A 24,293-nucleotide genomic window follows, 5' to 3' on the forward strand; every position below is an offset into this window, starting at 1 on the left:
ATACCTCTTAATCAGTGTAGAGAACTTACAATTCGGTTTCAAGTCACCCTTCGTTCGGGAGGACATATGATTTCGCTGGTTGCTGTTGAAGCACTTCACGAATCAATGCATTGACCTCTTCGACTTCGATGCGTTCTACTTTTTGAATCACGTGTTCAATCGGTTCAACTTCGTCAAGTAAGAGCAAGTTTCGTCCATTGCGATTCATACGTGCGCTCGAGCTTTCGTTTCCAAGCACGAGAGAACCTTTCAATTGCCGCTTGCCTTTATCCACCTCTTCATCCGTCAATCCTTCTTCGACGAGTCGGGTTAACTCTCTTTCGAGAATGACTTCGACTTGCTTTAACGTATCGGATGATGTTCCGACATAGATGGTAAAGGTGCCATGATCAGCGAATGTCGTGTAGTAAGAGTAGATTGAATAGGCCAAGCCTTCCTCTTCACGAATCGACTGAAACAGTCTCGAGGACATCGTCGCGCCGATTGCGTTATTCATCAGTGCCAAGTGTGGTAACCGTTCATCCGTCGCTGAAATTGCTCCATAGTTCCAACATAGGTGCGCCTGTTCTGTTTCCTTCTGTTTTGTCACGGTATCATGGAATAGCTCCGGTTGATTGAGTTGTTTCGAAGATTCCCTAGAAGGGATGTTGGCAAACCTACCCTTCACGGCATCAATCAACTCGTTGGATATATTCCCTGCAATCGAGACGACAATTTCTTCTGCTGTATAGCGTTCTTGCAAATAGTCAACGAGTTGGTCTCGTGTCAATCGATTGACACTCTCCTCCGTTCCAAGAATTGGTTGGGCGAGTAGGTCATCCCGATATGCCGCGATAGCCAGTAATTCGTGCACGAGATCTTCTGGCGTGTCTTCGTACATTTTAATTTCTTCCACGACGACACGTTTTTCTTTTTCGAGTTCGTTTTCGTCAAGCACCGACTCGAACAACATATCCGTCAACACATCAAGCGCCATGACCGCATGTTCATCGAGCGTCTTCACATAGAAACACGTATGGTCTTTCGAGGTGAAGGCGTTGACACTTCCACCAAGTTCATCGAAAAAAGAAGCAATCTCTTTTGCGTTTTTCGTTTTCGTTCCTTTGAACAACATATGCTCAATCAAATGGCTGATGCCGATATTTTCAAACGATTCCGTGCGTGTGCCGGCTTTAATAAACACACCGGTTGAAGTGCTGCGCGAACCCTCGATTGGTTCGATGATGATGCGTACACCGTTCTCTAGTGTCATCCATTCCATGTTCTCACTCCTATGAAAAAGGCCATCGCACCAAGACGATGGCCAGAATAATTAATTTGTCGAGCGCGGTGGACGACGGTCCCCGTCACGACGTGGCGGACGGCCTTCGCGAGGTGGACGGCTTTCACGTGCAGCCTTCCGTTTCGCTTCGTAAGCCTCACGCTCTTCAGGAGACAATCCTTCTAAGATGAGCGCTTTATGTGATGCGTTGACACGACCTTTATCATCGATTTCTGTGACTTTGACTTGAATCGTATCACCGAGTTTCACCACATCCTCGACGTTCGCAACACGCTCAAGGCTGAACTCTGAAACGTGTACGAGTGCATCTTTTCCTTTGAAGAGCTCGACGAATGCGCCGAACTTCTCGATGCGGCGAACCGTTGCGTCGAATACTTCCCCAACGACGACTTCGCGAACGATATCCCCAATCAATGACATGGCAAGATCGATCCCTTCCTGGTCGGTCGAGGCGATGAATACTGTACCATCTTGTTCAATGTCAATTTTGACACCAGTTTGATCGATGATGCTGTTGATCATTTTACCACCCGGTCCAATGACATCGCGGATTTTATCCGGATTGATTGTCATCGTCACAATCTTCGGTGCATATTTCGATAGTTGCGTACGTGGTGCCTCTAACGTTTCAAGCATATGATCAAGAATGTGTAGACGACCAGCACGTGCCTGCTCAAGGGCTTCCTCTAAGATTTCGCGCGTGATTCCCGCAATCTTAATATCCATTTGAAGAGCCGTGATTCCGTCTTTCGTTCCAGCAACTTTGAAGTCCATATCGCCGAGGTGATCTTCAAGTCCTTGAATATCTGTCAAGACCGTGTAGTGTTCACCTTCCATGATGAGACCCATGGCGATTCCAGCGACCGGCGCTTTGATTGGCACACCTGCATCCATCAAAGCGAGCGTCGATCCACAGATTGACGCCTGTGAACTCGAGCCATTTGATTCGAGTACTTCCGAAACGAGACGAATCGTGTACGGGAAGTCTGCTTCTTTCGGAATAATCGGTAGAAGTGCTCGTTCACCGAGTGCCCCGTGACCAATTTCTCGACGACCTGGTGCGCGGACCGGACGTGCTTCTCCGACTGAGAACGGCGGGAAGTTATAGTGGTGCATAAAGCGCTTATTCTCTTCCAAACCGATTCCGTCGATGATTTGTGCGTCACCAATCACGCCAAGCGTTGCCACCGACATGACTTGCGTTTGACCGCGTGTGAAGAGACCAACACCATGTGCACGTGGCAATAAGCCAGTTTCTGATGCGAGCGGGCGGATGACTTCCGGGCGACGACCGTCCGGACGAACTTTGTCGACCGTAATCAAACGGCGGACTTCGTCTTTAACGAATTTGTTCAAAATGCCAGACACTTCTTTCAACTTGGCTGGTTCATCGGCGAGCGTCTCTTCATAGGCAGCTACGTATTTAGCGATCACTTCATTGATTGCTTCGTCACGTGCATGTTTTTCTTCGACTTGGACCGCGGCGTTGATTTCTGGACGAGCCGCCTCGAGTTCTTCTGTTAAGGCGTCATCAAATTTCGATACCGTGTATTCGAACTTCGGTTTCCCAACAGCCTCTACGATCTCTGATTGGAACGCAACTAGTTTCTTGATTTCTTCATGACCGAACAGAATTGACTCGAGCATGACGTCTTCTGGTACTTCGTTCGCGCCTGCTTCAACCATGTTGATCGCATCTGCCGTTCCGGCGACTTGGAGTTCGAGGTCCGTCTGTTCGAGCTGAGCTGTCGTCGGGTTAACGACGAACTCACCGTCAACACGTCCGACCGTCGCTCCAGCAATCGGGCCATCGAACGGGATGTCTGAAATCGAGAGTGCGATCGACGTACCGAGCATTCCCGCCATTTCAGCTGAACAATCCGGGTCGTTCGACATGACATAAATCATGACTTGAATATCATGACGGAATCCATCTGGGAAGAGTGGACGAATTGGACGATCGATGAGACGCGATGTCAAAATCGCGTTTTCACCTGGACGACCTTCACGGCGGAGGAATCCACCTGGAATTTTACCGACCGAGTAAAGTTTCTCCTCATAGTTGACCGTCAATGGGAAAAAGTCTAAATCTTTTGGTGCTTTTGAAGCTGTTACAGTCGCAAGGACGACCGTGTCACCATAGCGAACGAGCGCTGAGCCGTTTGCTTGCTTCGCAAGTTGACCGACCTCTACAGACAATGGGCGTCCGCCCCATTCTGTAGAGAATACTTGTTTCGTACCTAACATGTACATTCTCCTCTCAAACCTTATCTAGTTTATTATGTAACTCATTCCTACGAATGTCTAATCATTTTCTTTAAAAAGAAGAAACGGACTAGGACGTTGTCCCAGCCCGTTGAACAGTCTCGATCGATTAACGACGGAGACCGAGGCGTTGAATCAATTCACGGTAGCGCGTAACGTCCTTGTTACGAAGGTACGTAAGCAAGTTACGACGACGTCCAACCATTTTCAAGAGACCGCGACGTGAGTGGTGGTCTTTCTTGTGTGTACGAAGGTGGTCGTTCAATGTGTTGATTTGTTCAGTCAACACTGCCACTTGTACTTCCGGTGAACCAGTGTCACCTTGTTTTGTCGCGAAATCCGCGATAATTTCGTTTTTACGTTCTTTTGAGAGTGCCATTGCCTCTCCACCTCCATTTAATAAAAAATTGCCGCGTTGCCGAGCCGGCGTTGGTGAATCGTCCAGCCAAGCGAAACGGTGTACTTTGCGTACTTGACAAGGATAGCGTACCCGCCATATAAAGTCAAGATAGGATTGAACGGGCCGACACCTCATCTTGTTTGAGCTGTGCGACCAATGCATCCAAGCCATCAAATGCGCGTTCGTTACGGATAAATTGAATCCATTCGATTTCAATGACTTGCCCATATAAATCCTCTGAAAAATCAAACAGATGACTTTCGACGGAGACCGCTCCCGTCTCGTAAAACGTCGGGCGACGTCCAACATTTGTCATAGCATAGAACGTCCGACCATCTTGAAGCTTGACTCGTGTCGCATAAACACCTAGACGTGGCATGACATAAGAAGCATCCATCAAGACGTTCGCTGTTGGAAATCCAATTGTACGTCCTCTAGCATCTCCATGTATAACTTCACCACAGATGACATAGGGAGCACCAAGTAGTTCGTGGGCCGCTTCGACTTGCCCCTCTGCCAATAACTTACGGATTCGGGTTGAAGACACTTTTTCTCCATGCCTCGTCTGTTCTGTGACGACAGACGTTGTGAATTGATCACGCGCATGATAAGGCAGCGTCTCCATCGTCCCTTCTCCGAATTTGCCATACGAATAGTCAAATCCTGCCGTCACATGTACAGCCCCCGCGCCGATTAAATAATCATCAACAAACTGTTGCGGAGAAAGTCCAGCCAATTCTTTTGTAAACGTTAAGACGAGACAACGTTCCACCCCGAGCGCTTCAATGCGTTTCAATTTTCGGGATAACGGCGTGATATAGCGCACTGCATCCGGTTTATTTGAGAGCACTTGCTTCGGATGTGGGTCGAACGTGACGACCGTCACCGGAAGGTTATGTTCAGCTGCCACACGTTTGGCATGTGAAATCACAGCTTGATGCCCTTTATGGACACCATCAAAAAAGCCGAGTACCATGACGGATGGATACGCGTCTGGTGTATCTGGATAAGTGAGATGTCTTGTTTCCATACTGTCAAAATTCCCCCTTAGTCGATGGCCAGCATGACCTCGACTGTAGCGTCTGTCGTTCCATCTTGTCTTCGATATAAAGCAAGAGGGATTCCTTCTTCATTATAGACAGTAAATAAATCAAATTCGAGCGAAATGCCGTTCAGTTTCCCACCGTTCCGAATATAACGTTCTCTATTCTTTGGAATTGTAATGGCCGGCCAACGCTTGATCACGTCCTCAAGCGGCACGACATGTGCCATTCGCTCCTCGACTGTGTCGAATGCTTGTAAGGCATCGAGCGATACCGCACCGCTTTCCTCGAACGACCCAGAGCTCGTGCGACGAAGTTCACTCATGTGGGCAGGGTAACCGAGCTTCTCCCCGATTTGTACAGCGAGCGTTCGAATATACGTCCCTTTCCCACAATCGATTTCCATTCGGAATCGGCACACACCGTCTTCAAACGTCAACGCACTTGTGCGTTCCAAACGATGTATCTCGACCATGCGACGGGGACGTTCGACCGTTTGTCCTTTTCGCGCGTACTCATACAGTTTCTTCCCATTCACTTTGACCGCCGAGTAGTACGGTGGAACCTGTTCAATGGTCCCGATCAGTCGACTCATCACTTCATCGATTTGGTCTTCATCCAATTCGTTTTCTGCAATCAACTTCTGTTCAACGACCTCACCATGAGCGTCCTCAGTCATCGTCGCGGTCCCAATCGTCACTTCGGCCACATAACGTTTTCCTTCATCCGTCAAAAAGCGGGAGAGTTTTGTCGCTCGTCCTAAACAGATGGGTAATACGCCCGTCACTTCCGGGTCAAGCGTACCCGTATGACCCACTTTTTTCGTATGAAACAATTTTCGTAATTTAAATACGCAGTCATGACTTGTCATGCCACGATCCTTATCGAGTACGAGCACTCCGTTCGGTTCCAATTTCATCCCTCCATATAAAAAAAGGGAGAACGACGTCTCCCCTTCTACTTATTGATCTTTGTTCAAATCACGAATCAATGAATCGATATGCGTACCATATGCGACTGATGAGTCGTATTCAAACGAGATTTCTGGTGTTTTCCGAAGACGGATGCGGTTCCCGATTTCGCGACGGATAAATCCTTTCGCTTTGTCGAGACCTGCTTGCGTTTCTGCTTTCACATCTTCCTCATCACCGAGCACCGTATAATAGACCGTTGCTTGCTGTAAGTCCCCCGTCACGTCAACGCTCGTGATTGTAGCGTTTTTAGTGCGCGGGTCACTGACTTCCCGTAACAAGACGTCTGTAATTTCTTTACGCATTTGCTCGGCGACACGTTGGGCACGAATATTCATACGTGATCCCTCCTCACATTATTTACGTTCGATTTCTTTCATGACGAACGCTTCGATGACATCCTCTACTTTGATGTCATCAAACTTCTCTACTTTAATCCCACACTCATACCCTGTCGCAACTTCTTTCACGTCATCTTTGTAGCGGCGAAGTGTATCGAGTTTACCTTCGTACACGACGATTCCGTTACGAATGACACGGACACCTGCGTCACGTGTGATTTTACCTTCTGTCACATAACAACCTGCAATCGTACCGACTTTCGATACTTTGAAGACATCACGGACTTCAACTTGACCAGTGATTTCTTCGACGAATTCTGGATCAAGCATACCTTTCATCGCGCTCTCAATTTCTTCGATCGCGTTGTAAATGATGCGGTGAAGACGCATTTCAACATTTTCTTGTTCAGCCATTGAACGGGCGTTTCCGTCAGGACGAACGTTGAATCCGATAATCACGGCGTTTGCCGCTGATGCGAGGATCACGTCACCTTCTGTGATTGCACCGACACCTTGGTGGACGATATTGACTTTGACGCCTTCTACATCAATTTTGCGGAGTGACCCAGCCAATGCTTCTGCTGAACCTTGAACGTCCGCTTTGATGATCACGTTCAAATCTTTCACTTCACCTTCTTGAATGCGGCTGAACAAGTCATCAAGACTTACTTTCGCTGATTCACGGCGCTGTGACTCGAGGTAACGTTGGTAACGTTTCTCTCCGATTGCACGTGCTTTTTTCTCATCTTCAAAGACGATGAACTGGTCACCGGCTTGTGGAACATCGTTCAAACCTGTGATTTCAATCGGCGTTGATGGACCGACTTGTTTCACACGGCGGCCAATATCGTTGACCATTGCCCGTACTCGACCGAACGTGCTACCGACGACGATTGGATCTCCGATGCGAAGTGTACCGTGTTGAACGAGCAGTGTAGCGACCGGTCCGCGTCCTTTATCGAGTTTTGCTTCGATGACTGAACCACGAGCTGGCATTTCAGGTGTTGACTTGTACTCTTCAACTTCAGATACGAGGAGAATCATCTCGAGCAACTCGTCAATTCCTTCGCCTTTAATCGCAGAAATTGGAACGAAGATTGTTTCGCCACCCCACTCTTCAGGAATGAGACCGAACTCTGTCAATTCTTGTTTGACACGGTCAGGGTTTGCGCCTTCTTTATCCATTTTGTTCACCGCAACGATGATTGGAACGTTCGCCGCTTTCGCGTGTGAGATTGCTTCTTCTGTCTGTGGCATGACGCCATCGTCAGCAGCTACGACGATGATGGCGATATCTGTCACTTCCGCACCGCGGGCACGCATCGTTGTGAACGCCGCGTGACCTGGTGTATCAAGGAATGTGATTTTCTTATCGTTAACAGAAACCTGATACGCCCCGATATGTTGCGTGATTCCACCAGCTTCTCCTGCTACGACTTTCGTGTTGCGAATCGAGTCAAGAAGCGTTGTTTTCCCGTGGTCAACGTGACCCATGATTGTAACGACAGCCGGGCGCTCTTCAAGATCATATTGCGAGAAGTCAACCTCAACTGTTTCAAAGTCCGTCTCATCTACGACAACTTCTTTTTCGACTTCATAACCGAACTCGGTTGCGAGTAACTCAATTGTCTCGTCATCGAGCGTTTGGTTAATCGTAGCCATCACACCAAGCCCCATCAATTTCATGATGATTTCGTTCGGCTTTTTGTTCATTTTTTCTGCAAGATCTGAAACGCTGAGTACATCTTCATATTTGATGACGTTACCCATCTCGGCCTCTTGCGCGAGTCGAGCCGCTTTCCGTTGGCTCGTCTTCGAGTTTGGATCGGCTTCTTGTGGGATGGCAGCTTTTACTGGTTTGCCTTTGCCTTTCCCTTTTCCACGTTTTTTATTGCGTGGGTCGTTGTAACGGTTTTGACCACCGCGATTGTTTTGACCGCCACGGTTTTGTTGCCCCGCTTGCGGACGTGCTTTTGGAGCTTCTTTTTTCTCTTGCTTCGGTTCGTTCGAAGTTGAAGCCGGTTTTGATTCAGCTTGTTTCTCGGCACGATATTTCTCAGGATTGAACACTCGGTCTAACTGTTTTACCGTTTCCTCGTCGAGGACGGCCATGTGATTTTTCACCGATTTGTTCAATTTTTCTAATTGAGTAATGACTTGTTTACTCGTTACATTCTGTTCTTTTGCAAATTCATAGACGCGTTTTCCCAAAGCATCCACCTCCATTAATAGTTAAGAGAGAAGTTGCTTAAGCTTGTTCGCAAATCCGGATTCCGTGACCGATACGACGACACGCATATCTTTACCAAGTGCAGCGCCGATTGTGTAGCGATCGCTCACTTCAATCAATGGCACTTGATAAGACGCACACTTGTCAGAGACTCGTTTTTTCGTCGAGGCCCCTGCATCTCCGGCTAGAATGACGAGCTTGGCACGGCCCGCTCGGACATCCTTCAATACAAACTCTTCTCCCATCGTTACTTTCCTCGCTCGAGCAGCAAGGCCTAACAATGATTCCCACTGACTCATGATTCGTCACCTGCGACAGTTTTCAACTGTTCATACAAGTCATCGTTCGTCTTTACTTTCAAGTGATGGTCGAGCGTCCGTTTTTTCTCTGCTTGACGAACAACATCGATATCTTTTGATAAGTAAGCCCCACGACCGTTCACTTTGCCCGTCTGATCGATGACTACGTCACCTTCAGGCGTTCGAACGACACGAATCAATTCTTTTTTCGGGAGCATTTCTTGTGTGACCACACACTTACGCAAAGGAAGTTTCTTTTGCTTCATGGTCATTCCTCTTCTTTCACCGCAGTCGTTTCAACTGTAGCATTTGATAAGTCTTGTTCAACTTCATTTTGAACAATTTCTGATTCGGATTCAACTTTTTCAGCGAACGTATCGAACAAGTCGAGTGCTTCCGCATCCGTTTCACTCTTAATGTCGATTTTCCATCCTGTCAATTTCGCAGCAAGGCGTGCGTTCTGCCCACGTTTCCCGATTGCGAGAGACAATTGATAATCTGGTACGACGACCGTTGTTGATTTCGCCGGTTCATTGACATATACGGCAACGACTTGAGCCGGGCTAAGTGCATTACGGACAAACTCTTTTGGGTCTTCAGACCAGCGAACGATATCAATTTTCTCACCGTTCAACTCATCGACAATCGTTTGGACACGCTGTCCTTTCGGTCCAACACACGCCCCGACCGGATCGACGATATCCGAATGAACAGCGATTTTCGAACGGTCACCTGCTTCACGCGATACAGACATGACGTCGACTGTCCCGTTTGAAATCTCAGGCACTTCAAGTTCAAATAGACGGCGCAAAAGTCCAGGATGCGTACGTGATACTTGAATCGCTGCACCAGATCCTTTTGTCGTCGAATCAACTTTTGTAACGTATACTTTAATTCGGTCATGAATCTGGTATGACTCATTTGGCATCTGTTCATTCGGTGTAAGGACCGCTTCAATGTTGTTTTCTAAACCGATATACAAGTTGCGCGGGTCAAAACGTTCCACGATTCCAGTCATGATTTCGTCTTCTTTGTCCGCGAAGTGGTTGTAGATGCGTTCGCGTTCGGCTTCACGCATTTTTTGTGTAACCACTTGTTTTGCGGTCATCGCTGCGACACGTCCGAAATCACTTGGTGTGACTTCTTCTTTATGAAAATCACCAAGCTCATAGTTCGGATCGATTTCGTGTGCCTCTTCGAGTGAGAGCTGTTGATCTGGTTGTGTGAGTCGCTCTACGACTTCTAGTAGTGCGTAGACACGGATATCTCCCGTCACCTGGTCGAACTCGACTTTCACGTGCTCATTCGGATTCGCCACGTTGCGACGATATGCAGAAATGAGCGCTTGTTCGAGTGCTTCGATAATAATATTTTTGTCGATTCCTTTTTCTTTGGCAATCTGATCGATTGTAGTGAGTAATTGTGGACCCATCTTCTTCCCTCTCCTTAACTAAACGTGACCGCTAAGCGGGCTTGTGCAATTTTGTCTACCGGTAGCGATACCGCTTTTTTTCTTGTCTTGATGCGCGTCTCGATCACGACCGTTTCCCCATCATATGCCGTCAAAATTCCTTCAAACTCTTTGGCACCATCGATCGGAGCGAACGTTTTCATGTAGACGTTTTTGCCTACCGCACGTTCAAAATCGCTCGGCTTTTTCAGCGGACGCTCCGCACCAGGACTCGAGACATCAAGATAATAAGCCTGTTCAATCGGATCGGATTCGTTCAGTTTTTCCGAGAGTTGTTCATTGATATTGACGCAATCGTCTAAATCGACGCCCCCTGGTTTATCGATATAGACACGCAAGAACCAGTCAGGACCCTCTTTTACGAATTCCACATCGACCAATTCCATGTTTTCTCGTTCGACGATTGGCGACGCAATCGATTCAACGACTTCTGTTATTTTGGACACTCTCATCCCTCCTTCTGGCTTTTACATACAAGAAAGGAGTAGGGTTCCCTACTCCTTTCCGTCGTAGTATCCAACTTTGTTCGATACTAATATATCATATTTTCCCGATAATTCGCAACTTACACCCCAAAATCAAAGAATGAGAGTTGGTTCTCATCAGGCAAGCCTTCGAGACATTTCATCGTATCGAGTGTCTCAATGACCGTTTTTGACAGTTTCGCTCGTTTCCGTAAATCTTCTTTTGACAGGAACTGCCCTTCTTCCCTCACCTCGACAATCGCTTTCGCAGCATTCGTGCCAAGTCCGTCGACTGCATTAAACGGTGGAATCAGCGTATTGTCTTCAATCAAAAACTCGGTTGCACTCGATCGGTACAAGTCGATGTTTTGAAATTTCATTCCTCGCTCTAGCATCTCTAACGCGAGTTCGAGGACGGTATGAAGTCCTTTATCTTTCGCGGTCGCATCAAACCCTTTTTCACGAATATCCGACATCGCTTTCTTTACAGCTTGGGGACCTTTGATCATGGCGGACAAGTCAAAGTCTCCTGCTCGAACGGTAAAATATGTCGCATAGTAAAGGATCGGGTGATGCACTTTGAAGTAGGCGATTCGGACCGCCATCAACACGTACGCCGTCGCGTGCGCTTTAGGGAACATGTACTTGATTTTCTTACAAGACGAGATATACCATTCCGGCACATCATTCGCCCGCATCTCGGACTCCATCTCGTCCGTGAGTCCTTTCCCTTTACGGACAGACTCCATGATTTTAAAGGCGAATGATGGTTCAAGACCCGCATAAATCAAGTAAACCATGATGTCGTCACGACATCCAATCACGTCTTTCAGTTCGCACGTGCCGTTGTAGATTAGCTCGTTTGCATTACCTATCCAAACGTCGGTTCCGTGGGACAGTCCCGAAATTTGAACGAGTTCTGAGAACGTTGACGGTTTCGTCTCTTCGAGCATTTGGCGCACGAACTTCGTCCCGAACTCTGGAATCCCGAGTGTTCCTGTTTTCGATTCGATTTGCTCCGGTGTAACACCGAGCACGTCCGGGGACGAGAAAATTTTCATGACGGTCGGGTCATCTGTCGGGATTGTCTTCGGATCGATGCCGGACAAATCTTGCAACATCCGGATGGCGGTCGGGTCATCGTGCCCGAGAATATCTAATTTGAGCAAGTTGTCGTGAATCGAATGGAAGTCGAAGTGGGTTGTCTTCCATTCGGACGACTTATCATCGGCCGGATATTGAATCGGTGAAATTTCGGCGATGTCCATATAATCAGGTACGACGATAATCCCCCCCGGGTGCTGACCCGTCGTCCGTTTCACACCGGTGACACCGGACACAAGACGATCGACTTCGGCGTTACGGTAGATTTTATCGTTCTCAGTCGCATATCCTTTTACATACCCATAAGCCGTCTTATCCGCAATCGTTCCAATCGTTCCTGCACGATATACATATTCTTCTCCGAACAATACTTTCGTATAGGCGTGGGCATGCGGCTGATACTCACCTGAGAAATTCAAGTCAATATCCGGTACTTTGTCCCCTTTGAAACCAAGGAACGTCTCGAACGGGATGTCGTGCCCATCTTTTTTATACCATGTCCCACATTCCGGACATTCTTTGTCCGGTAAATCGTATCCTGAACCGACAGAACCGTCATTGAAGAAGTGAGAATGTTGACAGTTAGGACAGACGTAGTGTGGCGGTAACGGGTTGACTTCGGTGATTTCCGTCATCGTGGCGACGAGACTTGATCCGACCGACCCACGTGAACCGACCAAATATCCATCATCCAACGATTTTTTAACGAGTTTATGTGAAATCAAATAAATGACTGCAAATCCGTGTCCGATAATCGACTTCAATTCTTTCTCGAGACGTGCCTCAACGATTTCCGGTAGCTCGTCACCATAAATCGATCGAGCCATGTCATAACTCATGTTTCGAACCTCATCGTCCGCCCCTTCAATTTTTGGCGTGTACAGATCATCCGGAATAATCTGAATTGATTCGATTTGGTCGGCAATCACGTTCGGGTTTGTGATGATAATCTCACGCGCCAACTCATCTCCCAAAAATTTGAACTCTTCCATCATTTCTTTTGTCGTCCGGAAGTGGGCGTGCGGTAATTCTTTTCGTGTGTTAATGAAGTTTGCCCCACCTTGGGTACGAATTAATATTTCCCGATACGATCGGTCCTGGCGATCCAAATAATGCACATTCCCTGTCGCACAAACCGGTAATCCAGCCTTATCAGCGACACGGATGATTCGTTTGATAATCTCACGGAGCTCCAATTCGTTTGCAACGATTTCTTTATCAATCAAGTGGTGATAGAGCGCCGGCGGATGAATTTCGATAAAGTCATAAAACGACATCATCTTCTCGAGTTCATCGTCTGATTTGTTCAAGGCGGCATCAAAGATCTCACCGTTGTCACAAGCTGAGCCAATCAGTAACCCTTCTCGGCGTTTCACAAGTTCTGACCGCGGCATCCGTGCCATCCGATGTAAATAATCAATATGGGATAACGAAATGAGTTCATATAGATGACGGAGTCCAGGTTTTTTATTCTTCGCATAGATGGTCGCATGGAATGGACGGATTTTTGACACGTCACTCCCGACTTTCGCATTTAATGAACGATGCGTCGTCATTTCGAACATCTGTTTGGCAAGGTCTAGTAACTTCAGCAATAAATATGCCGTCGCCTCCGCGTCATAGATGGCACGGTGATGCTGAGTCAATTCGATATCGAATCGTTTCGCAAGAGTGTTCAGCCGATGGTTTTTTAATGTCGGCATCAACGTACGGGCTAGTTCAAGTGTATCGATGACCGGATAGTCGTCCGGCTCATGACCACCACTTCGAAGTGTCGCCTCAAGGAAACCCATATCGAATGAAGCATTGTGGGCAACGAGAATACTATCTCTAGACCAGTCGACGAACTGCTTTGTGATGACTTCCGGGTCAGGCTGTCCTTGAACCATATCATCGGTGATTCCAGTCAACTCAATTGTTGTCGCTGATAAGGGATGTTTCGGGTCAGCGAACGCCTCAAACCGGTCGATAATCTCTCCATCTTTGATTTTGACACCAGCGAGTTCGATGATTTTGTTATAGACAGCAGAAAGACCTGTCGTCTCGACGTCGAATACGACGTAAGTCGCATCGTCTAACGCTACATCGGTCGCATGATAAGCGACAGGGACACCATCGTTGACGACATTCGCCTCGACCCCGTATAACACTTTGATATCATTCTTTTTTCCAGCATAATACGCTTCTGGGAACGCCTGGACACCAGCATGATCCGTGATTGCGATTGCTCGATGGCCCCATTGCGCTGCACGCGCGACAAGAGCAGACACATTTGTGACAGCATCCATTTGACTCATCTGTGTATGCGCATGAAGTTCTACACGTTTCTCGCCTTCCCACTCATCACGCTGCGGTTCGACTTTCACTTCCTGGAGTTGGGATGCCATCATACACAATTCACGCATGAAGGAGTCATCTTCGACCCGACCAGCCGTTTGAATCCACATCCCTTTTTTGACAGCACTGAGCATCCGGTCATCATCGTCATCGCGCGCAAATACTTTCACAATCAACGAATCGGTGTAGTCGGTCATTTTGAAAGTGAACAATTTCTTGCCACTCTTCAGCTCTTTCCGCTCCGCAGAGAAGACGAGACCACGAATCGCGACACGTCGTTCTTCTTCGATAATCGTCTTGATTGGTACAATCTCATCTTTGATGAGCGCACCCATCCGAATTTCCGTAATCGGCTCGTCGTTTGTTTCCGTCGCTTTGGCGAATTGGGCAGCAAGTGCCATTTTCGCTTGTTCGATATCTTCTTGAACGACCTGTTCGCGAAGGGCCTGACTTGCCTCGGCATCTTCTGAGAAATGGGCCTGACACGGTTTTTTCGTGAACCCATAGGCACTATAAAGCGCTTGGATTTCTTGGCAGAGTTCTTTGTCCACGTAACTGGCTTCAGGTGCGGAACGCACGGGAATCAATAGTTTATTCTGCTCAAAACGAGGAGATACAGAACCGAAATAACCGCGCATCGCACCAGACACTTGACTCAATTCACTGACGATTCTAGGCCAATAATCGATATAGTCTTGCTCGCTCCCACCTTTTGTCGTTGAGAATCGGGCGTACACTTCGTCCGCGAACGTCGCATACCGGTTTTCTAATCGACTCATAAACAACTGGTGCACCTCGTACGGTAAAACTGCTGGAAATGAAAAATAAAAAGTCCACGTACGTCGTTTTTTATTGACGACGAGTCGTGAGAGTTCTGCCTCGTCGAACAAGTCGTTTGACTCTGTTGTAATCCCAAGGTCACCTAACAATAATTGCATTTTTTGATTCGCTTCCACGGGTTCATCTTTCCCCCTTCATGCCAATTCGACAAATGAAGGTGACCGCTTCCGCTGTCACCTTCATCCATTAATGAGCCTCGCTAAACTTTGTAGCGATGACTTGTTCCAACTCATCGATTGATGTTTCAACCACTTCACCAGTCGCACGTACTTTCACTTCGACGATGCCTTCGGCCGCCTTTTTACCGACGTTTACACGAATTGGAAGTCCAATCAAGTCCGCATCCGCAAACTTGACGCCAGCTCGCTCTTTGCGATCATCAAACAAAACATCATACGTTTGACCAAGTTCATCATGTAGACGGTTTGCAAGTTCAAGTTGCGTCTCGTCTTTCGCGTTGATTGCAATTAAATGAAGATCAAACGGTGCAACGTTACGTGGCCAAACGATTCCACGGTCATCATGATGTTGTTCCACGATAGCTGAAAGTGTGCGTGACACCCCGATGCCGTAACAACCCATGATGAGTGGTTCGGCACGACCCTCTTCATTGAGGAATGTCGCACCCATCGCTTCTGAATATCGTGTTCCGAGTTTAAATACTTGGCCCACTTCAATTCCGCGTGCAAAACGAACCGGACCTGACTCGTCAGGCGCTAAGTCGCCCTCGACCACAAAACGTAAATCGTGATACGTCAACTCTGAGAGATCACGCTCTGCATTCACGCCTGTGAAGTGCGTATTCGCTTCGTTCGCTCCACATACAGCATTTACTAAATATTTAACTGCATAATCAGCGACCACTTTGACCGGAGCGTTAATCGGTCCGAGTGTACCTGGCGCACAGTTGAACAACTCAACGATTTTTGCTTCTTCTTCAAGTTGAATGTCGAGTCCACCGAGTGCGTTCTTCACTTTGACTTCGTTCGCTTCGTGGTCTCCACGAACGATCGCCATGACTGTCTCTCCGTCGACATTGAACAAGACGGACTTGATTGTCGTCTTCGAATCGATATTCAAGAATTTTGCCACGTCTTCAATCGTACGATTTTCTTCAGTATCCACCTTCTCAAGCGGACGAACTTCCGCCTGTTGCATCTCATAGCGGTCTAACGTTTCTGCCATCTCAATGTTCGCCGCATAGTTCGACGTGTCTGTATAGACGATTGTATCTTCACCGATAGCTGCAAGTGCTTGAAATTCATGCGTGTCTTTCCCACCGATTGCCCCAGAGTCCGCAACGACTGGACGGTATTTGAGGCCAGTGCGGTCGAAGATTCGTGAATACGCGTTATACATATTTGTATATTCTTCATTTAAACCTTCTTGTGTCGCGTGGAATGAATACGCGTCTTTCATCAAGAACTCGCGTCCGCGAAGCAAACCGAAGCGTGGCCGACGCTCATCACGATATTTTGTTTGAATTTGGTATAGGTTCATCGGAAGTTTCTTATAAGAATTGAGTTCATCGCGAACGATGGACGTAATCAATTCTTCATGTGTCGCGCCGAGTGCGAAGCGACGGTCATGACGGTCTGTCAATCGCATCAATTCAGGGCCATAAATGTCCCAGCGTCCCGTCTCCTCCCAAAGTTCTGCTGGTTGAATGGCAGGCATCAATAGTTCTTGTGCACCTGCCCGGTTCATCTCTTCACGAATAATCGTTTGAATGTTGTGTAACACGCGATGTCCGAGTGGAAGATAAGAATAGATTCCAGCCGCATTTTGGCGAATGAAACCTCCACGGACGAGAAGTTGATGGCTGACCGCTTCCGCGTCAGCCGGTACTTCTCTTAATGTAGGCATGAGCAATCTAGATTGTTTCATACAGTTCAACGTTTCCCTTCTCTACAAAAAAATTATTTAAAGAATGATTGAATGTCGTTCCAAGTGACAATTAACATTAGGAGCATCAATAGTGCGAACCCGATAAAGTGGACGAACCCTTCTTTTTTCGGATCAATCGGACGTCCTCTTACCGCTTCGAACAGGAGGAAAATCAATCGTCCCCCGTCTAACGCAGGAAGGGGAAGCAAGTTGAAGATGGCGAGGTTGACCGAAAGAAGCGCAGTCCAGTTCAACAACATAATCAAACCGCTCGCTGCTACTTCATCTGTCATGCGTACGATTCCAACCGGACCTGCGAGTTGATCGACCCCAACTTGACCCGTCACTAAATCTCCGACCGCAGAAAAGATAAGGGTAGACATCGTCCACGTCGTCTCAGCACCTGTCGTCACGGCTTTAACTGGTGAACGTTCAAGCGCGTTCGTGACACCGAGAATGCCGACAGTTTCTCCATTTTGTTCGACCGCTTGAGGGGTGAGTGTGACTGTCGCTTCCTCACCATCACGAACATACGTGACTTCCGTAGGGGTGTCAGCCCGGTCAGAAAGAGCCGAACGTAAATCGAGCCAATCTGAAATCGATTCGCCTTCAATCGATACGATTTCATCCCCGCTCATCAAACCTGCCTCATCAGCGGCTGAATCGGGTTGAACCGTACCGATTTGCCCATCGTTCGTCGGAGTCCCTTGAACAAGGCCGACAATAATGAGCAAGATGAACGCCAACACGAAATTCATCGCCGGACCGGCTGCGATTGCCAAAACACGTTTCCAAACCGACTGAGCTCCAAACGTTCGATCGTACGGTGCGATTTGAATTTCCATCCCTTGATCGACAAGGAGTGTGTCTCGTTCTAGTGAATAGACGCGTACTTCCTCATCGATGAGGAGTTGTACTTTCAATTCATGTGTCGAGTCAAACTTATCGACAGTTCCAACGACTTGAACATCTGTTGCCGTGTCCGGTTGGAAGTAGACGCGATCTACCGTCCCTTGCTCGGTTAAACGGAGTCCGACATGCTGACCCGCGCGTACTTCAACCGGTTCAAAGTCTTCTCCGGCCATTTTGACATAGCCACCGATTGGTAAAAGACGAATGGTATAGAGCGTTTCATTTTTACGGAACGAAACAATTTTTGGACCGAATCCGATTGCAAACTCGTGACAGAGAATGCCTGCCCGTTTCGCCATGACGAGGTGTCCCCATTCGTGTACCGAAATGAGAACGCCAAACATCAAAACGATGGCGATAAAAGTCGTCATGATTTATTCCCCACCTTCAATTCCTTGCTGAATCTGTTGACGTACTACTCGATCAACTTCTAGAATTTGCGCGAGCGTCGGTTCGGCGATCACCTCATGTTGAGCCATCGCCTCTTCAACGAGTCGTTCAATTTCTAAGAAAGTGATGTGACCGTTCAAGAATAGGTCCACTGCCATTTCATTGGCTGCATTCAGAACAGTCGGCATTGATCCTCCGATTATTCCTGCTTCGAACGCTAACCGGAGTGCCGGATAACGCTCGAAATCAGCCTCTTCAAAATGAAGCTTTCCGATTTCATTCAAGTTTAACCGCTTATTCCCCTCAATTTCAAGCCGCTTCGGTTCCGAAAGCGCATAGAGAATCGGTCCCCGCATATCCGGGTTTCCGAGCTGAGCCATTACGGCTGCATCTTTAAATTCGACCATCGAATGAATGATTGATTCTCGATGCAAGATGACTTCAATATCATTATAGTCGATATCGAACAACCAGTGTGCCTCGATGACTTCTAGTCCTTTGTTGAACATTGTCGCCGAGTCGATGGTTATTTTCGCTCCCATCGACCAGTTCGGATGATTCAACGCATCTTCAACCGTCACATCGACTAATTCTTCCCGTGAACGGTCACGGAAACTTCCACCCGATGCCGTTAAAATGATTTTCGAGACATCTTCTCTACGTTCCCCGTTTAAACATTGAAAGATTGCAGAGTGTTCGCTATCGACAGGTAACAAATTGACCCCATATTCTTTCACGGCAGCTTTGACGAGATGTCCTGCGGTGACGAGTGTTTCTTTGTTGGCGAGCGCGATATCTTTTCCTGCTTGAATCGCTGCAAGTGTCGGTTCAAGACCAACCGCTCCTACCACCGCTGTCACGACGATATCGGCTCTTTCTGCCGTCGCGCATTCTTTCAGGCCTTCTGGACCAATAAAATACAGTGGTTCATATGTAAGGCGCGGTTTTAATTGTTCGAGTACCTCGATACTTGTCGCTGACACATATTTTGGTCTAAGTCGATTGATCCATTCTGTGGCGACATCGACGTTCGTTCCGAATGCATACGCCTCAAGTTCAAACAGGTCGGGGTGCTGTTCAATGACGTCACACGTTTGCACACCAATCGAACCAGTCGCTCCAATTAAGCTAATTCGCTTCATCTCGACACTCCTTTTATAGCAGATTAAACACCCAAATGACTGTGAAGACCGCAATCATACTATCGAATCGGTCTAAGATTCCTCCATGACCAGGTAAGAGATGACCCGAGTCTTTTACTCCGAACTGACGTTTATAAGCGGATTGTACCAAATCACCGAGCTGTCCGACGACGGCTACGACGATAGCTAAAATGATCACTTCGAATACTGGTAAGATCGGATCGATCCAGACGAAGATGACGCCGAGTACAACGGAAGATACAATACCGCCGATTGCTCCTTCAATCGTCTTGTTCGGACTGATTGATGGCCATAGTTTTGCTTTTCCGAACGCCTTCCCACTGAAATAGGCTCCAGAATCCGTCGCCCAAATCATGAACAAGATGAGCAACACTTTCGACAAACCATCGTCAGACAGACGTACTAGAGCGAAACTAGAGAACCCGACGACCAAGTAGACAGCCGAGACGAAATAGAATCCGACATCTTCATAGGTGAATCGATTTTTAGTGACGACCGTCCAAAATAGTAATAACACAAGTCCTAACACGAGCCATTGTTCGATCGTGAACGGCATCTCGTCCGTAACGATTTGCGTTTCAAGTAACAACAAAATGAACGGGAACGCCACGAGGAGTGACGTCACTAAAAATGGGAATGCCAATAGTTTATGCTGTCGCATCAATGTGAATTCACTTAATCCAATGAGCGCAAGAATGCCCATCAATGAAACAAATGCGTTGCCTCCAAGCGCAATCACCGTAATAAAGATGGCTCCGGCCCAAAGCCCTGTAATGATTCTTGTCTTCATGTTACACCCCACCAAAACGACGCGTGCGCGCGTTATAAGATTCAATCGCTTCTACAAAATGCTCACGCTTAAATTCCGGCCACAATACTTCTGTGAAATGAAGTTCCGCATATGCGCTTTGCCATAATAAAAAGTTAGAGAGTCGTTGTTCACCGCTCGTTCGAATAACGAGATCCACATCTTGGACGTGCGTCATGAGTCGTTCACCGATTAAGTGATCGTCGATGGCATTCGATTGAATTAATCCCGACTGTACATCTTCGGCGATACTGCGCATCGCTTGAACGAGCTCATCGCGCCCGCCATAGTTAAGCGCAAACACAAGCTTCAATCCGGTATTCATAACGGTCCGCTCTCTCGCCTCGTCGACGGCCTCACGCGTCTCTCGAGGAAGTTTGGTTGTATCTCCTGCGACGAGCACCCGCACATTCTGTTCATGGAGTTCTTTTAAATCCGTCTCTAAGAACTGTTTTGGCAGTTTCATTAAAAACGAGACTTCCTCTTCCGGACGAGTCCAGTTCTCCGTAGAGAAGGCGTAAAGTGTCAGAGATTGAATCCCGAGTTCCTGCGCTGTTCGAACCGCCTCACGGATTGACTTCATCCCTTCTCGGTGACCCATGATGCGAGGGAGACCACGTTTTTTGGCCCAGCGTCCATTTCCATCCATGATGATGGCCACGTGCTCAGGAACACTCAACTCTGCCTCGATTTTCGTTTTAGGATTCACCCATTTAAACATTCTGTTATCCTCCTGATTGTATGAAAGAAGGACCCTCTCAGAAAAAGGGTCCCCACACAGCTTTTTGGTATACCACTTCCGTGATTACACTTCCATGATTTCTTTTTCTTTCGTTGCTGCAGATTCATCAATCTTTTTAATATACGAATCCGTCAACGTTTGAACGTCATCTGCATATCCGCGGAGATCGTCTTCAGTTAATTCGCCATCTTTTTCGAGTTTCTTTAAGTTTTCGTTTGCGTCACGACGAACGTTACGGACAGCGACTTTCGCTTCTTCCGCATATTTTTTCGTGATTTTAACTAATTCTTTACGACGCTCTTCTGTCAAGGCAGGGATTGCCAAACGGATGACTGTTCCATCAGAAGATGGAGACAAGCCGAGGTCTGCCTTTTGAATCGCTTTCTCAACATCCGAAACCATTGATTTATCCCATGGTTGAATCAAAAGCAAGCGCGCTTCCGGTGTATTGATGTTCGCCACTTGATTGAGTGGTGTCGGGACACCATAATAATCAACTTGGACAGGGTCCAAAATCGATGCGCTGGCACGGCCAGTGCGAAGCGTTCCGAAATCACGTTTTAGTGAAGAATGTGCTTTTTCCATCTTTTCTTCAGCTGTTTTCAATACTTCTTTGACACTCATGAATTGACTCCTCCTACTACCGTCCCGATATGTTCTCCGAGTACGACACGTTTAATATTACCTTCTTCAAGCAATGAGAATACAATCAATGGAATGTGGTTGTCCATACAAAGCGATGTTGCTGTCGAATCCATGACTTGAAGTCCGTCTTTTAAGACATCAAGATAAGACAACGTGTCATACTTCACTGCAGTCGTATCCAATTTCGGGTCGGCAGAATAGACGCCATCCACGTTATTTTTACCCATTAAAATGACGTCAGCTTCGATTTCAGCAGCACGTAGAGCGGCTGTCGTGTCCGTTGAGAAATATGGGTTCCCTGTGCCGGCTGCAAAGATGACGACGCGTCCTTTTTCAAGATGACGCATAGCACGTCGACGAATGTATGGTTCAGCAACTTGTCGCATTTCAATTGATGTTTGGACGCGCGTTTGGACACCGTACGTTTCAAGGCTATCTTGAAGAGCGAGCGAGTTCAAGACAGTCGCGAGCATACCCATATAGTCTGCATTTGCCCGATCCATCCCCAGTTCACTGCCTGTCTTTCCACGCCAAATGTTTCCGGCACCTACAACAACGGCGACTTCTACACCCATCTCAATCAATTCTTTAATTTGACTTGAGATTGAGTTTACAATGTTAGGATTGATTCCATAACCTTGATCTCCAGCGAGCGCTTCTCCACTCAATTTTAACACAATTCGTTTATATTTCGGTTCCATAACTTTGCCTCCTCTTGCTTGAAAAAAGGGAACACGCTCCCTTAACGAACTAACTCAAGGTTATAAAGACGTGTTCCCAATTTTAGTTGCATCACATGTCATGACGCAGATTATTTTTTAATTTGGTTCATAACTTCTTCAGCAAAGTTCTCTTCACGTTTCTCCATACCTTCTCCTACTTCGAAGCGTACGAAAGAGTTGATTTTTCCGCCTTTTGATTCTACGTATTTACCAACTTTGAAGTCGCTGTCTTTTACGAACGTTTGGTCTACGAGGCAAATCTCCTCGAAGTACTTGTTCATACGACCAGCAATCATCTTCTCAACAATGTTAGCAGGCTTCCCTTCGTTAAGCGCTTGCTCAGTCAAGACCTTCTTCTCACGGTCGATTTCTTCAGCTGATACTTCATCGCGTGTAGCGTAAAGTGGACGTGCTGCAGCAACGTGCATCGCTACGTCTTTTGCAACTGTTTCGTCAGATGTTCCGTCGATCACAACGACTGAACCGATGCGACCACCCATGTGGAGGTACGTGCCAAATACTGCATCGTCAGCTTTTTCAAGAACTGCTACACGGCGGAGTGAAATTTTCTCTCCGATTGTAGACGCCTCTTCTTGGATATACGTTTCAAGCGTTTTATCTGCTTCGTACTCAGCTGCAAGTGCAGCTTCTGCAGTTGTTGCGCCTGATGCGAGAACTGCTTTCGCTACGTTGTTAACGAGTGTTTGGAACTTTTCGTTTTTCGCAACGAAGTCTGTTTCTGAGTTGATTTCGACGAGCACAGCTTTGTTGCCTTCAACTGCTACTGCTGTCAAACCTTCAGCGGCGATACGATCACCTTTTGCTGCTGCTTTTGCAATCCCTTTTTCACGAAGGAAGTCGATTGCTGCTTGCATGTCACCGTCTGTTTCGACGAGTGCTTTTTTGCAATCGAGCATTCCTGCTCCTGTTTTTTCACGAAGTTCTTTTACCATTGCTGCTGTAACTGCCATCGGAAATTCCTCCTTGTAAAACTACAAATTTTAAGAAAAAGCACGGGGCTTCTTGTATACATGTCCTAAAAAAAGGTGATAAAAGGCTTTCCCTTTATCACCTATTGTCTCACTGATTACTCAGCTTCTGTAGCTTCAGCTTCTGTCGCTACAGCTTCTTCAGCAACTTCTTCTTCACCTTGCTTCGCTTCGATGATTGCATCAGCCATCTTCGAAGTGAGCAATTTAACAGCACGAATTGCATCGTCGTTCGCTGGGATTACGTAGTCGATTTCATCTGGGTCACAGTTTGTGTCGACAATCGCAACGATTGGGATGTTCAATTTGTGAGCTTCCGCGATTGCGATACGCTCTTTACGTGGGTCAACGATGAAGAGAGCGTCAGGCACACCAGGCATGTCCTTGATTCCGCCGAGGAACTTCTCAAGACGAGTCATTTCTTTTTTCAAGATGATGACTTCTTTCTTAGGAAGTACTTCGAACGTGCCGTCTTCTTCCATTTTTTCGAGTTGCTTCAAGCGGTTGATACGCTTTTTGATTGTTGAGAAGTTAGTGAGTGTTCCACCCAACCAACGCTCGTTAATGAAGAACATTCCTGAACGGATCGCTTCTTCTTTGATTGTATCTTGAGCTTGTTTCTTCGTACCAACGAAGAGGACGTTTCCGCCTTCTGCCGCGAGTTCACGAACAAAGTTGTAAGCTTCGTCTACTTTTTTGACCGTTTTTTGAAGGTCGATGATGTAGATCCCGTTACGCTCTGTAAAGATGTATTTCGCCATTTTTGGGTTCCAACGGCGTGTTTGGTGACCGAAGTGTACACCAGCTTCAAGCAATTGTTTCATTGAAATTACTGCCATGATAAATTTCCTCCTTGTGGTTTAAAAAAGTCCTCCGCCTCGTTCATTGTTATATTCCGACCTTTCGGCACCGAGGAATATGATCCCGAGACGTGTGTGATGTGTTTAACACCGAGAACTACTATAGCATATGTCTTGAATTCCGGCAA

The 24,293-nt window shown here is 47.1% G+C and carries 21 protein-coding genes; all 21 read right to left on the reverse strand.

Features of this window, described 5'->3' with window-relative positions:
• Positions 1-43: 43 nt before the first annotated feature.
• A complete protein-coding gene (locus P400_RS0110760; protein WP_026826204.1) occupies positions 44-1,261 on the reverse strand; it encodes a M16 family metallopeptidase in 1,218 nt (405 codons plus the stop codon).
• 51 nt (positions 1,262-1,312) lie between these two features.
• Positions 1,313-3,529: a polyribonucleotide nucleotidyltransferase gene (gene pnp / locus P400_RS0110765; RefSeq protein ID WP_026826205.1), complete on the reverse strand. Its 2,217-nt coding sequence runs from the start codon at positions 3,527-3,529 to the stop codon at positions 1,313-1,315.
• 127 nt (positions 3,530-3,656) lie between these two features.
• Complete coding sequence (rpsO, locus tag P400_RS0110770; protein WP_026826206.1) at positions 3,657-3,926, reverse strand: 30S ribosomal protein S15; 270 nt, start codon at positions 3,924-3,926, stop codon at positions 3,657-3,659.
• A gap of 124 nt (positions 3,927-4,050) precedes the next feature.
• Complete coding sequence (locus P400_RS0110775; RefSeq protein WP_026826207.1) at positions 4,051-4,977, reverse strand: bifunctional riboflavin kinase/FAD synthetase; 927 nt, start codon at positions 4,975-4,977, stop codon at positions 4,051-4,053.
• 17 nt (positions 4,978-4,994) lie between these two features.
• On the reverse strand, positions 4,995-5,909 hold the full coding sequence (gene truB / locus P400_RS0110780) for a tRNA pseudouridine(55) synthase TruB (protein WP_034771107.1): 915 nt from the start codon (positions 5,907-5,909) through the stop codon (positions 4,995-4,997).
• A 42-nt stretch (positions 5,910-5,951) separates the two neighbouring features.
• Positions 5,952-6,299 (reverse strand): 30S ribosome-binding factor RbfA, encoded by a 348-nt coding sequence (rbfA, locus tag P400_RS0110785; protein WP_026826209.1) that lies wholly within the window; start codon positions 6,297-6,299, stop codon positions 5,952-5,954.
• Between the two features lie 18 nt (positions 6,300-6,317).
• Entirely contained in the window at positions 6,318-8,513 is a 2,196-nt protein-coding gene (gene infB, locus P400_RS0110790) for a translation initiation factor IF-2 (protein WP_026826210.1), read from the reverse strand.
• 21 nt (positions 8,514-8,534) lie between these two features.
• Complete coding sequence (locus P400_RS0110795; protein WP_026826211.1) at positions 8,535-8,831, reverse strand: YlxQ family RNA-binding protein; 297 nt, start codon at positions 8,829-8,831, stop codon at positions 8,535-8,537.
• Positions 8,828-9,103 (reverse strand): RNase P modulator RnpM, encoded by a 276-nt coding sequence (gene rnpM / locus P400_RS0110800; RefSeq protein ID WP_200868282.1) that lies wholly within the window; start codon positions 9,101-9,103, stop codon positions 8,828-8,830. The genes P400_RS0110795 and rnpM overlap by 4 nt, the downstream gene beginning before the upstream one ends.
• Positions 9,100-10,263, reverse strand: coding sequence for a transcription termination factor NusA (gene nusA, locus P400_RS0110805; RefSeq protein WP_026826213.1), 1,164 nt, complete (start codon positions 10,261-10,263; stop codon positions 9,100-9,102). The genes rnpM and nusA overlap by 4 nt, the downstream gene beginning before the upstream one ends.
• A 14-nt stretch (positions 10,264-10,277) precedes the next feature.
• On the reverse strand, positions 10,278-10,748 hold the full coding sequence (rimP, locus tag P400_RS0110810; protein WP_026826214.1) for a ribosome maturation factor RimP: 471 nt from the start codon (positions 10,746-10,748) through the stop codon (positions 10,278-10,280).
• A 119-nt stretch (positions 10,749-10,867) separates the two neighbouring features.
• Positions 10,868-15,163 carry a PolC-type DNA polymerase III gene (locus tag P400_RS0110815; protein ID WP_026826215.1) on the reverse strand — a complete coding sequence of 1,432 codons (4,296 nt, stop codon included), beginning with the start codon at positions 15,161-15,163 and terminating at the stop codon, positions 10,868-10,870.
• Positions 15,164-15,233: 70 nt separating this feature from the next.
• Positions 15,234-16,934 carry a proline--tRNA ligase gene (locus P400_RS0110820; protein ID WP_026826216.1) on the reverse strand — a complete coding sequence of 567 codons (1,701 nt, stop codon included), beginning with the start codon at positions 16,932-16,934 and terminating at the stop codon, positions 15,234-15,236.
• A 32-nt stretch (positions 16,935-16,966) separates the two neighbouring features.
• Positions 16,967-18,217 carry an RIP metalloprotease RseP gene (gene rseP / locus P400_RS0110825; protein ID WP_026826217.1) on the reverse strand — a complete coding sequence of 417 codons (1,251 nt, stop codon included), beginning with the start codon at positions 18,215-18,217 and terminating at the stop codon, positions 16,967-16,969.
• Positions 18,218-18,220: 3 nt separating this feature from the next.
• Positions 18,221-19,378, reverse strand: coding sequence for a 1-deoxy-D-xylulose-5-phosphate reductoisomerase (gene dxr / locus P400_RS0110830; RefSeq protein WP_026826218.1), 1,158 nt, complete (start codon positions 19,376-19,378; stop codon positions 18,221-18,223).
• Positions 19,379-19,391: 13 nt separating this feature from the next.
• Positions 19,392-20,189: a phosphatidate cytidylyltransferase gene (locus P400_RS0110835; RefSeq protein WP_026826219.1), complete on the reverse strand. Its 798-nt coding sequence runs from the start codon at positions 20,187-20,189 to the stop codon at positions 19,392-19,394.
• Between the two features lies 1 nt (position 20,190).
• Entirely contained in the window at positions 20,191-20,928 is a 738-nt protein-coding gene (locus tag P400_RS0110840; protein ID WP_026826220.1) for an isoprenyl transferase, read from the reverse strand.
• Positions 20,929-21,012: 84 nt separating this feature from the next.
• The gene (frr, locus tag P400_RS0110845; protein WP_026826221.1) at positions 21,013-21,573 is read right to left on the reverse strand and encodes a ribosome recycling factor; all 561 of its coding nucleotides are present in this window, start codon (positions 21,571-21,573) and stop codon (positions 21,013-21,015) included.
• Complete coding sequence (pyrH, locus tag P400_RS0110850) at positions 21,570-22,295, reverse strand: UMP kinase (protein WP_026826222.1); 726 nt, start codon at positions 22,293-22,295, stop codon at positions 21,570-21,572. The genes frr and pyrH overlap by 4 nt, the downstream gene beginning before the upstream one ends.
• 110 nt (positions 22,296-22,405) lie before the next feature.
• Positions 22,406-23,287 carry a translation elongation factor Ts gene (gene tsf, locus P400_RS0110855; RefSeq protein ID WP_026826223.1) on the reverse strand — a complete coding sequence of 294 codons (882 nt, stop codon included), beginning with the start codon at positions 23,285-23,287 and terminating at the stop codon, positions 22,406-22,408.
• Positions 23,288-23,403: 116 nt separating this feature from the next.
• Positions 23,404-24,144: a 30S ribosomal protein S2 gene (gene rpsB, locus P400_RS0110860; RefSeq protein ID WP_015881415.1), complete on the reverse strand. Its 741-nt coding sequence runs from the start codon at positions 24,142-24,144 to the stop codon at positions 23,404-23,406.
• Positions 24,145-24,293 lie beyond the last annotated feature (149 nt).

The organism is Exiguobacterium marinum DSM 16307 (assembly GCF_000620845.1).
GTDB classification, from domain to species: domain Bacteria; phylum Bacillota; class Bacilli; order Exiguobacteriales; family Exiguobacteriaceae; genus Exiguobacterium; species Exiguobacterium marinum.

What these genes read in the sequence shown, in the direction of transcription:
- rpsB (WP_015881415.1), bottom strand. Translation starts at nt 24,144, where the DNA reads ATGGCAGTAATTTCAATGAAACAATTGCTTGAAGCTGGTGTACACTTC.
- rseP (WP_026826217.1), bottom strand. Translation starts at nt 18,217, where the DNA reads ATGACGACTTTTATCGCCATCGTTTTGATGTTTGGCGTTCTCATTTCG.
- frr (WP_026826221.1), bottom strand. Translation starts at nt 21,573, where the DNA reads ATGAGTGTCAAAGAAGTATTGAAAACAGCTGAAGAAAAGATGGAAAAA.
- P400_RS0110820 (WP_026826216.1), bottom strand. Translation starts at nt 16,934, where the DNA reads ATGAAACAATCTAGATTGCTCATGCCTACATTAAGAGAAGTACCGGCT.
- P400_RS0110795 (WP_026826211.1), bottom strand. Translation starts at nt 8,831, where the DNA reads ATGAGTCAGTGGGAATCATTGTTAGGCCTTGCTGCTCGAGCGAGGAAA.
- P400_RS0110840 (WP_026826220.1), bottom strand. Translation starts at nt 20,928, where the DNA reads ATGTTTAAATGGGTGAATCCTAAAACGAAAATCGAGGCAGAGTTGAGT.
- P400_RS0110775 (WP_026826207.1), bottom strand. Translation starts at nt 4,977, where the DNA reads ATGGAAACAAGACATCTCACTTATCCAGATACACCAGACGCGTATCCA.
- pnp (WP_026826205.1), bottom strand. Translation starts at nt 3,529, where the DNA reads ATGTTAGGTACGAAACAAGTATTCTCTACAGAATGGGGCGGACGCCCA.
- rpsO (WP_026826206.1), bottom strand. Translation starts at nt 3,926, where the DNA reads ATGGCACTCTCAAAAGAACGTAAAAACGAAATTATCGCGGATTTCGCG.
- dxr (WP_026826218.1), bottom strand. Translation starts at nt 19,378, where the DNA reads ATGAAGCGAATTAGCTTAATTGGAGCGACTGGTTCGATTGGTGTGCAA.
- pyrH (WP_026826222.1), bottom strand. Translation starts at nt 22,295, where the DNA reads ATGGAACCGAAATATAAACGAATTGTGTTAAAATTGAGTGGAGAAGCG.
- nusA (WP_026826213.1), bottom strand. Translation starts at nt 10,263, where the DNA reads ATGGGTCCACAATTACTCACTACAATCGATCAGATTGCCAAAGAAAAA.
- P400_RS0110835 (WP_026826219.1), bottom strand. Translation starts at nt 20,189, where the DNA reads ATGAAGACAAGAATCATTACAGGGCTTTGGGCCGGAGCCATCTTTATT.
- rnpM (WP_200868282.1), bottom strand. Translation starts at nt 9,103, where the DNA reads ATGACCATGAAGCAAAAGAAACTTCCTTTGCGTAAGTGTGTGGTCACA.
- P400_RS0110760 (WP_026826204.1), bottom strand. Translation starts at nt 1,261, where the DNA reads ATGGAATGGATGACACTAGAGAACGGTGTACGCATCATCATCGAACCA.
- tsf (WP_026826223.1), bottom strand. Translation starts at nt 23,287, where the DNA reads ATGGCAGTTACAGCAGCAATGGTAAAAGAACTTCGTGAAAAAACAGGA.
- truB (WP_034771107.1), bottom strand. Translation starts at nt 5,909, where the DNA reads ATGAAATTGGAACCGAACGGAGTGCTCGTACTCGATAAGGATCGTGGC.
- rbfA (WP_026826209.1), bottom strand. Translation starts at nt 6,299, where the DNA reads ATGAATATTCGTGCCCAACGTGTCGCCGAGCAAATGCGTAAAGAAATT.